We start from the raw sequence: 13956 nt of genomic DNA, 5'->3' as shown, positions 1-13956 counted from the left end.
TTGTTTGATGAATTCTTGTCGGACACAAAGGGATGGCGTGAAATTGCCTTGTTTTTAGCAGCACAGGGCAAGGCAATATATCAAATATTGAATAAAGAATAATCCCAGTTCGATTAAAAATGCAGTTCAGTAGTAGAAGGTATACCTGCGGTAGCTATGATACGTTTCATAACGTAAAATTGATTAACGATTAATTAGCGCAAAAGGAGAGTTAAAACAGCTCTCCTTTTGGCTATAACTCAAAGCATTAAAACCAAGCCCCTTTTACTAAGCACATTCCAAGGCTTGGGATTACAGGCTGCAAGAAAGAAGCGGGAGGTATGTAATTTCACAGGTTGTGGCATCTGTATTTGTACGACAAGTTATTTTATTACTGATCAAACATTTATAATATTGGAGAATGAGAAGTTTATTTACTTTCATGAGCCTTCTGTTGATAACCGGTGTTATCCGGGCGCAGCTTTTTGTGCAAAAGTCGTTTTATACGAATACAACCAGCATCATACGGAAATCATTGAACGGCTTTGGTAAAGGGTTTTGGACCATGGAAACACTCGACTCCCTGGGGCGTGTGTCGGCAAAGGATCATTACAGAAACAAAAAGCTACTTCAGCAAGACAGGCATTTTTATAATGATCAAAACGATATAGTAGCCTCAATCACAATTTTTGATATCAATGATCCCAAACGAAAGGATACCACCCTTTACGAATATGTTTACAACAACGGGTTAATTGTTTCGCAGAAAATGATCAGTCCCCGTAAAGACTCTACTATCACTACATTAACAGAAAACAAGGGTGATTCTATCCTAAGCTATCACAGTATAGCATACCATTATGTACCCGACAAAAAAATAACCACAAAAACAGAAAAGCGTCATGACGCCATCCTCAGTAATAAAAGGCTTGTACAACTTACATCCGAAGGCCTCAATTACGAAGTGGGAAAGGTGTCAGTCCGGTTTGAATATGACAAGGATGGTAAGCTGTTACGCAGATTTACGGAAGGACAAACGCCAGAGGTTATCACACTGGGTAGTCCCGGTAGTCCCAAAGGAGAATTTACGTATGAATATGATCGGGCCGGACGCCTGAGCAAAATGTACAGCATTGTCGAAGGAAAGGCCATTTTACTTGCCGCATATTCCTACAAGTAAATTGAAGAGACGTTAATAGCGGCATCACCAGTGGTTTTACAGCCTTTATTTGGTTATGTGCGGAAGTACGATCACGCCGTAGCTTATGGGATTAATATTTGTGCTGACCTAAGACGCAAAAGAAGAATACCCGGTTTAAACCCGTTTTTTAATCTTGCTAAAGGTGGCGCCTGTTCCGGATATCCCGTTAATTAAACGACTGTCTGAAATCCAATGGAGAAATATTGGTTTTGCGCTTAAACAGTTTGCTGAATGATTGCGAGTGTTCAAAACCTAATTCGTAAGCTATCTCACTTATGGAAAGATTTGTTGTAGTTAGTTTTTCTTTGGCTTTTTCTATCAGTTTATTATGAATGTGTTGCTGTGTATTTTGTCCTGTAAGTGTTCGCAACAAACTTCCCAGGTAACTTGGGGAAAGGTGGAGTTCTTCAGCGACATATTGTACCGTGGGCAATCCTTTTAAAATTAAATCACCACTGTTAAAATAACCGGTTAACAGATTTTCCAACTGTTCCAAAATTTGATGATTGGATTTTTCACGTGTAATGAACTGACGATTGTAATACCGCTCAGCATAATTTAGTAAGGTCTCGATATGCGAAATGATGATTTGCTTACTAAATTTATCAAGGTTGCCGAGATACTCTTGCCGAATGTTTTCTATAATATCATTGATGGTTTTTTCTTCTTTTTCTGAAAGAAATAATGCCTCATTTACAGAATAATTAAAAAACTCATATTGTTTAATTGTCTTTGCAAGTGATGTGTTCCAAAAAAAATCAGGATGAATAAGCAATAACCAACCTGACTGTGCGGGTGTTTCGCCGCTGCTTGTGAGGCTAAAAACCTGATCGGGCGACATAAAAAACATCACGCCACTATCAAAGTCATATTCTTGCTGTCCGTATTTCAGCTTTATATTTGAACTGCGTTTGATACAAACAGAATAAAAATCTACCATCACACCTGATAAATTATGTTCAGGCGAAACCGTTTCCAGGTCTGTAACGCTGATCAAAGGATGTACGGGCTCTCCAAAACCACGCAAACGATGATATTCGGTTAAGGTTTTTATTTTCCTGCTTTGCTTCATTTTTGTTTCAGGTAAACTGATGTTAAACGTTCTGGAAGCTTTGCCAATTCGCTTTCAAATATCCCTTGCGAAAACATATCCTTTTCATTGGCTTTTATATAATGACTAAGATAGGAAATCCGCAACAATGAGATTGCAAACGGAAGTTTTTCTTCGTTCAGAACAGGGTAAGTAATATTAGTTTTAGGAACATAAAGATGCTTTTTGACCAGTTTTTTCTTCAGTAATTCTTCAGTCATCTGCTCCCCGAATGAAATATCCAGATCTCCGGTTTTGTGTATATGGCCAAATTCTTTTCCCCGATATAAAAATGTTATGGCACCAAAATCACCATTCCCGGTACTTGTTTCCTCCCATTTTAGAACGGTATTTTCTATTTCCGTAATGATTTTTGAGTTTTCCATTAGTTTAAATGAATTAGAGAATTATACTTGTCAAAACCTGCAATCCAACAATCAATTTTGTCTTTGCCGGATATCGTTGTTTTAGCGAAGTCCTTTTATTAATACTGTAGTTCGGCTTGCGCCCTATCAGTATACATTTCCCAGAATTTTTCTGCCAGAATTTTTGGTGAATGTGTTTCGCTATCCGGGCGAATGGTATTATTAACAGTTAAAGTACCCACATAAATGCCGTCTTCTTTAAGAACCTCGTGTAATTGAATGGCTAGATTTCTTAATGCCGCTTTTGTAACTGATAAGGAGCCAACCTGAACATTTGGATAAAGGGCTAGTCCGCCGCCAGTAAACAATACCGCTCCATTTGTTTCTTTGAGTTGCTGATGCAATATTTTTACGCAATGAAATGCGTTTGCCACCGACATTTTGAAATCATCCGTTAGATCATCCGCCGTTTCGTCGATGATGTTTTTGTATTTCATTGCCGCTGCGTTGTATAACAACACATCTACGCTTCCCATTTTAATCGCTAATCTGGCAACAGCGTTCTCTATTTGTAATGTATTGTAAGCATCTGCAACGGCATATTCTGCCTTAACGCCTTTCGCCTTAAAGTTTTCGATTTGAGCTTTTAGTTTTTCTTCGTTTCTGCTGATCAGTCCGATGGAAAAATTTTTTTCAGCAAACTTTTCTGCAATTCCCAGGCTTAAATTTGGACCTGCTCCTACAATAATGATGTTTTTGTTCATTTCTTACTGGTTTAATTTGATGATACAAAATTGCAACACGTTCAAAAAACAGATGTATCCAAAATGACTGTTGTTGTAGTCAAAATGAAAAATCAAACGTAATAATCACCAATTCAAACAACCACTTTGATATACCTGTTATACTTTCTAAAGAACTTCAGCGGTTCTGTTCCGGTAACAACAGGATGAGATACACTTGTTTGCGATATGAAGAATAATAATCAAGCCAGATAATCCAGTATCAAATACCGGCAATGGAATACCGAATGAATTACAGGCTGCTGCAATTTTCTCAATACCACGCCCCCAGGATTCTATATAGCCGGAGCGAAAAAATGTAGCTGCAATATCCGGGTTAAAGGGGACAGAGGGGTCAGAAAGTTCACCTAAAACCTTTTTCAATAAAGGAACACTATTCGGCAAAGAAAATACCTTCTGGCGTATACCTTCCTAAATTTTGATGTTCCATTTGTACAAGTTTTTGAAATAATCTGTTTATAGTTTTGTCTCATAAAAAGTTGATTTATGAGATATGGCATTTTAATTTTCCTTATTTTATTAAGTTTTTTTGTACAAGCACAGGATACCTATTCAAATCTGACTACAAAAGCCTTAAAGCAAAAGGAGAGTGCTAAAGAAGTAGATGAGTACAAACAGGCCTTAAATCTATACGAGATAGCTTTTAAAAATTATCCTGATAGTATAGATAAGGTAAGCCTATATTACGCAGCAGTAATCGCAGTTAAAATAAAAGATTATGATAAGGCCTTTCTTTACCTTACCCCTCTTGCCGCTATGCAAACAGATGGCAATGGGTATCCTAGCTGGAATTACATCCTTAGAGATTATGCAAATGAAGAATTCAAAAATTTGATTTCGGACCAGAGATGGGGTACTTTAAAAGCGACTGCAATAAGTAAGAAAAAACAATTTTACGACGAATTGCAAAAAAGAGAGGAGGAGTTCTATAGCGGTAATAAAATTATCTTGAAAGAAACGGAAACTGCAAAGCAACTATACCAACAAATCAGGAATTTCAACCCATATAAGGCAAAAAAAGAAAGTGACTATTCCATCTCTTTTATAGTAAACGACAGTACAAAAACCTCTTTTTTTATTCACCTACCCAAAAATTACGATCCCGGAAAAAAATATTCTTTATTGTTTTTCCTCCACGGGGCCGTAAGACATAATGCGTTGGTTGATTATCAATTTGCCGATTGGAATTTAGGGGGTTGGAATAGATATTACACAAAATACGCTGAACAAAACGATGTGATTTTAGTTTTTCCAAAAGGAAGCCGACAATATAACTGGATGACTCCAGATGACGGTTTTTTTATGATACCTGAAATGCTAAAAGTTATAAAAAGGGGAATTAATATAGATGACAATAAAGTTTTTATTTCCGGGCACTCAAATGGCGCAACAGGTTCTTTTTCCTATCTCATGAAACAACCAACACAATTTGCAGGTTTTTATGGTTTTAATACATATCCCAAAGTTTTTACAGGAGGATCATTTATAGAAAATATAAAAAACCGTTCATTTGTCAACTTTTCGACGGACGAAGATTATTATTATCCGCCAAATGCAAATGATGACTTTACCAGGTTAATGAATGAAATAAAGGCAGATTACAAGGAATATCGTTACAACGGATTTCCGCATTGGTTTCCTCAATTTGACGAATCTGAACCTGCTTATAAAATTCTTTTTGATGATTTAACAACGCGAAAAAGAAATCCGTTTCCAAAGGAAATTTCTTGGGAATTTGACGACGAAAAATACGGGAATATAGATTGGATTTCCAACATAAAGTTGGATACATTAAGTTCAAAAGCAAAATTACATAAAGAGCTAAATTTTAAGATTACCCAATGGTTAGAATATAATAAAGATGACAGTTTAATAAGTAAAACAGTTGATAAAGCTGCTTTCGACTTTCCTAGAAGTTCGGGGAGAATAAAAGCACAATACGACAATAATATATTCCACATCGAAACTTCAGGCATTCAGTCATTTTTAATCAATATTTCTCCTGAAATGGTAGACTTAAAAAAGGAAGTAAAGGTTTACATCAACAATAAATTATGTTTCAAAGGAAAAGTAGCATACAATCGGGCGTTTATGTTACAAAACTTTGAAAATAACAAGGACCGGGAGCAAATTTGGATAAACTACATCAGGCTGAAAGTACAATAAACTCATCTAATCCGGAGAGCATAAATAAGGTTATGAGGCTTCCTTTCACTTATTTGACAGGAAAATTTCAAGCCGTTTCCGCATTGAAGGAAATAATCAATACAAACTTAAAAGCTTAAAAGTTTTGCAGAATTGCAGCTCAGCAGAAAATTTTTAGCCTTTTCTACGGTAAAATGAATGAGGTACCAGGAACTGCTTTTTAAAGGCTTTAGAGAAGTTTGACAGTGCTGAAAATCCCAGATCTAAGGCTATACGCTTAATTGATTCGTTTATATGCAAGAGCCGGTTGCGTACCTCATCCATACGGTGAGTGGACAAGTAGTCGTATATGGACTGACCATTGATTTGTTTAAACATTTTTTTGAATGTGGAAGTATTCATCCCGGCTGTCCTTGACATTTGGACGAGGTTGGGTGGGGTGGTAAAGTCTTTCAGAAACCGCAAGATCCGGGAATTGATGAGCCTGGAAGTGATTCAACAATAGTGATATTAATCGTGATCGACAAGTTATAAATTGAAGGGATAAGCTAATTTACAAGGACGCCAAAAATTAATCTTAAAAGGGTGCACAATTATTCAATTACTGCTTATTAAATAAAGGATGAAAACAATATTTCCTTAACTTGGATAATTGATGATAAAAATGATATTAAATTAGATTGTCCTTGTCGAAAAAATGCATTCATGCGGTTGTGGAAAGTCCCGCACAGAATCTTAAGCCCAAAGACTTGCTATGGAAAGGGTACATATGGACAACATGATTACAGGTCACTACCTTAAACCAAAGCGAACAGAACGAGATACGATGAACTTGGATTTTTACATACCAAAGAAACTGGAAGGAATATCACCCATAATTTGGGAACAGACATCAGACAGCTCCCTGAATTGGCAAATGCTTCCCCAGGGACTCATTTCGCTGACTTTCAATTTTGAAGACCCGTGGACGTTTCACAGTGAACGCTTTACCAACAAGTCGTCCAACCCGACCGAAAAATTTGCCTTTTTATGCGGCCTGAATACAAAACCACTTAAAGTTTCATTCCCCCATATAAAAACAATGGGTATAACCTTATATCCGATAGCCGCCAATCTTGTATTTGGTATTCCTTGCAGCGAACTGGTTGATTTGGCGGTTAACGGAGAAGATATTCTATCCCATCATATGGACAGAATGGAAAATGAAATTCGGGAATTGCCAGACTTCAGTTCCCGGGCAGTGTGGCTTGAAAACTTCATATACTCTATTATACAAAACAATACTGACTTTAGCATAGCAATAAAAATATCTAAACTTCTCGACCAGCTAATCTACAGAAAGATAAACGGGTATTCAGCTGACCTATACCGTCTCACAGGGTACTCAAGAATGCACACGTACAGAATTTTCAAAGATTGGTTTGGCCTTTCTCCTTCACAGGCAGTTTCGATTAGGCAATTTAACCATACTCTTGAAAACATGCATCAAGAATATGACACACTTACAAAGATTGCATTGAGGAACGGTTATTACGACCAGGCGCATTTTATCCGAATGTTTAGGCAATATGCCGGCATGACGCCTCGTGAATATGTAAAGCACAAAACCCATATTGTAGGCCAGCTCCCCTTCTGATGCGATTTTAGGAAGATGTTACATTCATACAATTTAGCAGAGCCGTAACCTTCTAGTTTTGCTTGCGATATAATATTTATTTCACCGATAAAAAAATGAAGTCAAACTTCGTAATAACTATCAATCTTGCGTAAAAGTCAGACTTAAAAAGATTTATCGCAATAGAAAGACTGCTTATGAAAGATTTTTGAATTTCATTTCTTATAGATTAAAAAACTAAGATTAAAATGAACACTATTAGAGCAATTTCAACGGGAGCTTTAATCTGGCTACTTGTTTTTTCTACATTTATCATTCTAAGCTATGTTCCTGCTATTAAAGATTCCTTGAGCCAACAAACACTCATTGTTGCGATATTCATTATTCCTTTTGCACTATTGGGTGCTTCAGTTTTTTACAAAAATGGTAATAGGATTAATGGTGTTATTTCTGGAACAATCATGAGCCTTACAGCTATTATACTTGACACTTTAATAACCGTTCCATTGGTGGAAATACCCAAAGGAGGTAGCTATGAAAGCTTTTTTACATTTCCTCTATTTTGGTTACTTGTAGCTGTAAATATGGCAACGATATATTTTTATTGGATGTTAAAAATTAGACGAAGCTGAACACTGATCAAAACAAAAAAAAGAGAAGGAGACCAGCCTGCCATTGCTAACCTATATTAGCATTAATTTTTTATACCCTTATTTTTTGGTTGGTTTATTTTATGATGTATTCGTAAGTGGTAGTACTGCTTAATGTACCATTCGATGTTTGTTGGCTGCTGGTGGGGTAGCCATTGGCATTGGCTACATAACTGTATGTATAAGTATTTGTGCCTACTATAGTGCCGTCATACTCTTGCACCACTTCTTTTTCTATAGCATTGATATAGCTCCAGAATGTAAGTGGCTCTGTAGCCCGATAAGGACTTTTCAGATTGCTATCTGGCATAGTAATTATTTAAGTCACTCAAATATACCAAATAAGAAGTTCAGTTAAAGAATAACGGTATCATTGGAAAGCAGGACCTCAGGCGTGAAAATCAGCCGCATATTTCCTGTTATACTAAATGCGGTATTAGGGATAAAATAAAAAATTTCAATGGCTTCCTGTGCCCCAGCGGTACTAAAAAAACCGGCAAGGGGTAAAATGCGCTTTAAACTATACGAAATTATATCACTAGCTAATTAAGCTAGTCTGCTGTTGTTGTATAAACTAAAAATTTCTTGATCATAGTTGTAACATTTCAATTGCTTTACCGTTTAAATTCAGACAGTTTTCTGGCTGGTATTAATCTGAAAACCTGAAATGAAAAATATGTTAAGAATCCTTGCCTTGTTTTTCCTTATAGTATCAATCGCCCTAAATAGTGAAGTTGCTATAGCACAAAAAATCACCCATTATGACGGTAGTATTTATATTGATTCCTTAAAAACCCTCAATGCTACTTTTAATGTTAGTTATCAAAATACACATGAAAAGGATTTTCATTTCTATTTAAACAAAAATGCCAACATTAAACAATTGAAATTTGGAGATCAAGCTGTCAGCTACAAGGTGATTGACACAATTGAAGATTTAAAAAGTATTAGGATTCAAAATACATTCCCCTCAAAGTACATTCTAACAATAATATACTCCTACCCACTGGATAAAATTGAGAGTGCTGTATTTGCATATAATCCTAACTGGATTGAACTAAGCCTTTACACGGGTTGGTTCCCTGTAAACATTGATGATAAAAATTATTCCTACTATTTAAAATTTCACAAACCAGAAGAGTACGAGGTTATTGGTAACGGAGTTATTAAGAATGAAAAATCAAATGTAATAATCGCCAATTCAAACAACCACTTTGATATACCTGTTATACTTTCTAAAGAATTTCAACGGTTCAGTTCCGGTAACAACAGGATGAAATTCTACGGTACAAAGCTGCCAAAAGAAAAAATAAATGAAATTCGAGTAATATCACAATCCATTTACAGTTTTTTTGAGACATGGTATGGAATAACCGATTCTGACAACCTAATTATAGCGGTAAATCCTTTTGGACATGATATGTCATACGCAAGGAAAGGATTTATTTCATTATCTCTATTAGATGGGTTTGGCCCAGTGGACAAAAAAGTACTTGCGCACGAAATAGGACACCTTTGGTGGCAAAATGCAAAAGTAGAGGGTTGGGAAGACTGGCTTAATGAATCTTTTGCAGAATTTGCAGAATTAAAATGGATAGAGAATACACTTTCTAAAGACGCATTTCAAACGTTGTTGAAAAAGTATGAAGATGCCTATAAAAAACCTATAAGGATCTCCCAAATAACAAAGAGCGATAACCAATGGCATTCAGTAGCCTATTTTAAAGGGCCTTATCTTTTGTATAAACTCGAACAAAATATTGGTGAAGAGAAAATGTTGCTGTTTTTGAAGGATATCCATAAGAGAAAAGTTTCAACGACCGAAGAAATGATGACAGTGCTAAAAGAGTATGCTGATGAAATATCTGTAAATGCTTTTAAAGCAGAAGTTTATTAAGCAACTAGGTTGACGACAGCATCGGCAACTCTTCCATATTAAATTTATTGAATAAGCAACAAGACAATTTATCAAAGTGTATTATGATTGCAAATTTAAATCCGAAATGTATCCTCATTCGTTAGATAAGAACAATTAGTAAATTAATTATCGTCTAATAGTTACATCAACAGAACGTTGAAACTATTTGTATTTAGAGATAAGCAGGGATATAGCTAATCCCCGATTATCCAACCTGATCCGTTAATCGCAAAAAAATTAAAGAAAAGCGGAGTCAAGAGAAGCGGGAACTGTTAACGTTTTGTTTGTCGATTTTGTTTGTACGTTTTTCAAATAAAAAGGCATTACTATGTGTAATGCCTTGATTTTTCGCTCCCCCTGCTGGACAATTATCTAACCCAATAATAGATGATTTGATAAACTTTGCTAATTTACCGGAGTGATAATGGTGTTTCCATCTTTCAATGTTATTAATTCTATTAATCAAACTGTTTACAAGAGCGTTAACTTTATCTATATTCAATAAGTATGGAAAAGGGAAATGTTATTATATATCAGGCGCCGGATGGACAGACGGCCATCGATGTTGTGCTGGACCATGATACGGTCTGGCTGACACAGGCGCAGATTATGGATTTGTTTGACTCTAGTAAAGCTAATATAAGCGAACACATAAAAAACATATTCACTTCCAACGAGTTAGAACAGGATTCAACTGTTCGGAAAATCCGAACAGTTCGCCAGGAAGGCAAACGGATGGTTAAGAGAGAGCTTGAACACTACAACCTGGATATGATTATCTCTATTGGCTATCGCGTAAACTCAAAGCGTGGTACACAGTTCCGTATGTGGGCTAATAAAGTTTTAAAAGATTATTTGGCTAAAGGATATGTGTTAAACGAAAAGCGCCTGGAGGAGAAAACACAACAGTTTGATACGTTAAAACAAACTGTCCGGCTTTTGAGCAATGTGTTGGAGTTAAAACTTCTCAGTTCGGATGAAACCAGTGGATTAGCTAAAGTACTGGCCGATTACACTTATGCGCTGGATGTATTGGACAAATATGATCACCGTACATTAACGATAGACGGCACAAATAAGAAGTCCTCGTTTGTTGTTACTTACGATGAAGCAATTAAAGCTATAAATGGACTAAAAAACAGGTTTGGTGGCAGCAGTCTGTTTGGCAATGAAAAAGACGAGTCTTTTAAAAGCTCCATTGCAACAATCTATCAATCTTTTGGGGGAGTTGACCTTTATCCAAGTATAGAAGAAAAAGCGGCCAACCTACTCTATTTTGTCGTAAAAAATCATTCTTTCTCAGATGGGAATAAGCGAATTGCGGCTTTCCTGTTTGTATGGTTCCTGGAGAAAAACGGGATTCTTTACCGGGAGGATGGGTATAAACGGATTGCAGATAATGCACTTGTTGCCCTTACGCTGATGATTGCTGAAAGTAACCCGGATGAAAAAAATATCATAGTCGAAGTGGTGGTAAATCTTATTAATAGCCATAACTAACATAATAAAAAAGGGTTTCAAATATTTGAAACCCTTTTTTCGCTCCCCTCAATGGACAATTATCTAACCATGGTTTAATTTCAGATTTATATGCGATAAACGAATTAATGATTTGAATATCAATTGAAAATGAATTTAGTAACATGTGGTATGCTAGATAAACTGAAGTAACTTAATATCTTTGGCATATGAGCAAGAAGGCAAAAAAAACCGAATGGGAACCGAAAGGTAATAATATCCAAATTAGATATGAGAGATATTTAAAAGATGGATATGTTCTATCTCATACTCTAATACTCCGCGTTGCTGCATTAGGGTTTCAATCAAAAAACGATGATGAATGGATTGGAACTTGGGAGGGGAACCAAATTTGGGTCAAATTCACAAAACCTGGATGGGAAATCGTTTTTAGTGACAACTTTCCTGCCGAACATAAAGGGGCTGCTGAGGCTGAGGTTCGGCGGATCGAAAGACAGTTTAATTGATCCATTATCTAATTATATAAACAAAGGCGAATATAATGGGGATTGATTTATTTACACCACTGGTAAATGAAAATTTATTTCATCCTAATTTTGCAAATACAATAAGTGCCAGATCTACAGGCGTGCAAGAAGTTCTGAAAGAATGGGCGAATGGGTTTGTTGATCGTGATGGAAAGTTTGTCAGAGAATTCCAAACAACATACAATTCTAGTTTTTGGGAGTTGTACTTATTTGCAGTAATGAAATATCTTCAAGTGGATATCGATTTTAAATTCTCGTCACCTGACTTTGTTGCTGCTAATAAAGACTTTGTTATAGAAGCTGTTACTGCTAACCATGCTCATGATGATGTTCCTGAATGGGAAAAAACTTTTCATGGGCTTAAGCATACAACTGAACAACATTTATTTGAAATTTCCAGACATTCAGTAATTAGGCTGTCCAACGCATTTGCATCAAAAATTAAAAAGTACAACGATAGTTATTCTCAATTGGCTCATGTAAAAGATAGACCGTTTATCATTGCTGTCTCAAATTACACTAAACAGGATTTCAATTTTCAAGGTGATGTGGCCATGCAGTGGCTTTTATATGATGTTTTAGGCTTGCAAACGGCTCAAAAAAGAAATGGAACAGAAGTTGAATTAGGCGTTTTTAATGACGCCAGATTTGCAGACGTAAGCGGTATTCTTTACAGTTCCCTCGCAACATTTGGGAAAGCCAGGGCTTTAGGAAATGATACCGGAAACTTTTTATTCAATGCTGTAAGAATCAAAGAGAACTATTACCCAATTCGGATTGCTGCAAACAAAAAAGAATACAAAGAGAGCCTGTGTGATGGGTTGAGGCTTTTCATCAATCCACACGCCAAAAAGCCTCTGAATATCGATGATTTTATGGATGAAGGAATTAGAAAATTTGTACCAAATACAAATGGAGATATTGACATCTCCTGTCATCAAGACGGAGATTTATGTATGAGATTTGTGATCAATAATATTAGCAGTTGAAAGAAGAGCTATGGAGATTATGGACATCAGAAAATCAATAAAAGCTATGCATCCACATGTAGACTTTGATGTATCATTGACATTCTACTATGACGAAACTAATAACATAAAAAAACTTCATTTAAAAAAGGGGGATTTCAACGTTGACTACAAAGCAAACTTCGTGCTGGGTGGTTTTTGTTTTAATGGGTCAAGGCCTAACGTAGAAGACATTTTTGATAGAATACCATTGCAGCCAACGGTCAATGAGGTAAAGCTTAAACTATTGGCGACTGGTGAATTTGCGGATTGTTTAGTGTCACCGAAACTCAAAACTTTTTTAGAGAACGTCTCCAAAAAAGACATATATCTACATATATCCTCTCTAAACCTATTATACTATTCTCTCGTGGATATTGTGCAATCAGCATTACCAAAAGAACTATTGATATTTTCGCATGGGTTTAAAACAGCATTATATATTGCTTGTAAAGCCAATATTGATTCTGTTGTACCTGTACTTCTGAAATACACATACCCCAACGTTCCTCATGAGAGTCTCTATAATTTTGTTGTTGAGCTAATGGCTATCATCGAGCCTTTTAAGCAAGATCAGATGATAGGAGAAAGTATAGTTGAGCTAGATCGTTGTTTACGAAAAAAAGCAAATGAAGACGACCTTCTATTCATTACCGATGAAGAAGATCACATGTTGATAAAAGGATTGCTAGAGTTATATACACGTCCAATTTACCATTTTGTGAATTCAGAGCATATATTCGATAACGAAGGCGAGATAAAGGAACAAATAGCGAATTTTCCGATGTTCAATAACGGAGAAAAACTTTCCAATTATAAATTTTTGGATTCAAAAACTGACAAGCTTATTCAAGCCTCTGATGTAATTGTTGGTCTGACTGGAAAGTTTTTCAAATTCATAAACTCAAAGTCACGCGATGAAATGAAGCAAGAAATAGCCGGCATGACACAGCTACAATTAGAAAATCTAGATTTGTTTTTAGGACTTTTTGAGAAATCTCTTGGTTATAATCAGGGCTTAATACATTACACGGATAGTTTTGACGCAATTCTCAAAATTGCTTTTTAGGAAAAATTAGGGGCAAAGACTTTGGAAAAAGTCCTTTTTTAAATTAAGGAAAAATCGAACGTCTACAATTTATTATTACCAATAAAAAGTGGTGTCCAATAAACTTTT

The 13956-nt window shown here is 35.9% G+C and carries 15 protein-coding genes; 9 read left to right on the top strand and 6 right to left on the bottom strand.

From position 1 onward, the window contains the following. Positions 1-400 precede the first annotated feature (400 nt). Positions 401-1159 (top strand): hypothetical protein, encoded by a 759-nt coding sequence (locus tag ACFS6H_RS04105; protein ID WP_386095494.1) that lies wholly within the window; start codon positions 401-403, stop codon positions 1157-1159. 187 nt (positions 1160-1346) lie between these two features. On the opposite strand, the gene ACFS6H_RS04100 is transcribed toward ACFS6H_RS04105, so the two are convergent. From ACFS6H_RS04100 to ACFS6H_RS04085, 4 genes are all read right to left on the bottom strand, one after another. Further along, positions 1347-2252 carry a helix-turn-helix domain-containing protein gene (locus ACFS6H_RS04100; protein WP_386095492.1) on the bottom strand — a complete coding sequence of 302 codons (906 nt, stop codon included), beginning with the start codon at positions 2250-2252 and terminating at the stop codon, positions 1347-1349. After that, entirely contained in the window at positions 2249-2656 is a 408-nt protein-coding gene (locus ACFS6H_RS04095) for a luciferase domain-containing protein (RefSeq protein ID WP_386095491.1), read from the bottom strand. The genes ACFS6H_RS04100 and ACFS6H_RS04095 overlap by 4 nt, the downstream gene beginning before the upstream one ends. Positions 2657-2754: 98 nt before the next feature. Then, on the bottom strand, positions 2755-3399 hold the full coding sequence (locus ACFS6H_RS04090; protein WP_386095489.1) for an SDR family NAD(P)-dependent oxidoreductase: 645 nt from the start codon (positions 3397-3399) through the stop codon (positions 2755-2757). A gap of 147 nt (positions 3400-3546) precedes the next feature. Continuing rightward, a complete protein-coding gene (locus ACFS6H_RS04085) occupies positions 3547-3801 on the bottom strand; it encodes an ATP-binding protein (protein WP_386095488.1) in 255 nt (84 codons plus the stop codon). Positions 3802-3924: 123 nt separating this feature from the next. Here ACFS6H_RS04085 and ACFS6H_RS04080 point away from each other — a divergent pair, with 123 nt between their 5' ends. Then, on the top strand, positions 3925-5604 hold the full coding sequence (locus ACFS6H_RS04080; protein WP_386095486.1) for an alpha/beta hydrolase-fold protein: 1680 nt from the start codon (positions 3925-3927) through the stop codon (positions 5602-5604). A 153-nt stretch (positions 5605-5757) separates the two neighbouring features. On the opposite strand, the gene ACFS6H_RS04075 is transcribed toward ACFS6H_RS04080, so the two are convergent. After that, the gene (locus ACFS6H_RS04075; RefSeq protein ID WP_386095484.1) at positions 5758-6003 is read right to left on the bottom strand and encodes a helix-turn-helix domain-containing protein; all 246 of its coding nucleotides are present in this window, start codon (positions 6001-6003) and stop codon (positions 5758-5760) included. A gap of 334 nt (positions 6004-6337) precedes the next feature. Here ACFS6H_RS04075 and ACFS6H_RS04070 point away from each other — a divergent pair, with 334 nt between their 5' ends. After that, positions 6338-7219, top strand: a complete 882-nt coding sequence (locus ACFS6H_RS04070; RefSeq protein WP_386095482.1) for a helix-turn-helix domain-containing protein — start codon at positions 6338-6340, stop codon at positions 7217-7219. A gap of 227 nt (positions 7220-7446) precedes the next feature. Then, positions 7447-7830 carry a DUF5367 family protein gene (locus tag ACFS6H_RS04065; protein ID WP_386095480.1) on the top strand — a complete coding sequence of 128 codons (384 nt, stop codon included), beginning with the start codon at positions 7447-7449 and terminating at the stop codon, positions 7828-7830. 94 nt (positions 7831-7924) lie between these two features. Here the strand turns inward: ACFS6H_RS04065 and ACFS6H_RS04060 are convergent, their stop codons facing one another. Beyond that, entirely contained in the window at positions 7925-8158 is a 234-nt protein-coding gene (locus ACFS6H_RS04060; protein WP_386095478.1) for a hypothetical protein, read from the bottom strand. A 366-nt stretch (positions 8159-8524) separates the two neighbouring features. Between ACFS6H_RS04060 and ACFS6H_RS04055 the strand changes: the two genes are divergently transcribed. From ACFS6H_RS04055 to ACFS6H_RS04035, 5 genes are all read left to right on the top strand, one after another. Continuing rightward, positions 8525-9745, top strand: a complete 1221-nt coding sequence (locus tag ACFS6H_RS04055; protein ID WP_386095476.1) for a M1 family aminopeptidase — start codon at positions 8525-8527, stop codon at positions 9743-9745. Positions 9746-10273: 528 nt separating this feature from the next. Next, positions 10274-11266, top strand: a complete 993-nt coding sequence (gene rhuM / locus ACFS6H_RS04050; RefSeq protein ID WP_386095474.1) for a RhuM family protein — start codon at positions 10274-10276, stop codon at positions 11264-11266. 188 nt (positions 11267-11454) lie between these two features. Beyond that, positions 11455-11751, top strand: coding sequence for a hypothetical protein (locus ACFS6H_RS04045; protein WP_386095472.1), 297 nt, complete (start codon positions 11455-11457; stop codon positions 11749-11751). A gap of 35 nt (positions 11752-11786) precedes the next feature. Beyond that, positions 11787-12761, top strand: coding sequence for a hypothetical protein (locus ACFS6H_RS04040; protein WP_386095470.1), 975 nt, complete (start codon positions 11787-11789; stop codon positions 12759-12761). 10 nt (positions 12762-12771) lie between these two features. Then, entirely contained in the window at positions 12772-13848 is a 1077-nt protein-coding gene (locus ACFS6H_RS04035) for a DUF3800 domain-containing protein (protein ID WP_386095469.1), read from the top strand. Positions 13849-13956 lie beyond the last annotated feature (108 nt).

This window comes from Terrimonas rubra (assembly GCF_042686025.1).
Taxonomy (GTDB): Bacteria; Bacteroidota; Bacteroidia; order Chitinophagales; family Chitinophagaceae; genus Terrimonas; species Terrimonas rubra.
This window is presented reverse-complemented; position numbering and strand designations above follow the sequence as displayed.

Coding starts and splice junctions, on each gene's coding strand:
- ACFS6H_RS04105 (WP_386095494.1), top strand. CDS start 401: ATGAGAAGTTTATTTACTTTCATGAGCCTTCTGTTGATAACCGGTGTT.
- ACFS6H_RS04100 (WP_386095492.1), bottom strand. CDS start 2,252: ATGAAGCAAAGCAGGAAAATAAAAACCTTAACCGAATATCATCGTTTG.
- ACFS6H_RS04095 (WP_386095491.1), bottom strand. CDS start 2,656: ATGGAAAACTCAAAAATCATTACGGAAATAGAAAATACCGTTCTAAAA.
- ACFS6H_RS04090 (WP_386095489.1), bottom strand. CDS start 3,399: ATGAACAAAAACATCATTATTGTAGGAGCAGGTCCAAATTTAAGCCTG.
- ACFS6H_RS04080 (WP_386095486.1), top strand. CDS start 3,925: ATGAGATATGGCATTTTAATTTTCCTTATTTTATTAAGTTTTTTTGTA.
- ACFS6H_RS04075 (WP_386095484.1), bottom strand. CDS start 6,003: ATGTCAAGGACAGCCGGGATGAATACTTCCACATTCAAAAAAATGTTT.
- ACFS6H_RS04070 (WP_386095482.1), top strand. CDS start 6,338: ATGGAAAGGGTACATATGGACAACATGATTACAGGTCACTACCTTAAA.
- ACFS6H_RS04065 (WP_386095480.1), top strand. CDS start 7,447: ATGAACACTATTAGAGCAATTTCAACGGGAGCTTTAATCTGGCTACTT.
- ACFS6H_RS04060 (WP_386095478.1), bottom strand. CDS start 8,158: ATGCCAGATAGCAATCTGAAAAGTCCTTATCGGGCTACAGAGCCACTT.
- ACFS6H_RS04055 (WP_386095476.1), top strand. CDS start 8,525: ATGTTAAGAATCCTTGCCTTGTTTTTCCTTATAGTATCAATCGCCCTA.
- rhuM (WP_386095474.1), top strand. CDS start 10,274: ATGGAAAAGGGAAATGTTATTATATATCAGGCGCCGGATGGACAGACG.
- ACFS6H_RS04045 (WP_386095472.1), top strand. CDS start 11,455: ATGAGCAAGAAGGCAAAAAAAACCGAATGGGAACCGAAAGGTAATAAT.
- ACFS6H_RS04040 (WP_386095470.1), top strand. CDS start 11,787: ATGGGGATTGATTTATTTACACCACTGGTAAATGAAAATTTATTTCAT.
- ACFS6H_RS04035 (WP_386095469.1), top strand. CDS start 12,772: ATGGAGATTATGGACATCAGAAAATCAATAAAAGCTATGCATCCACAT.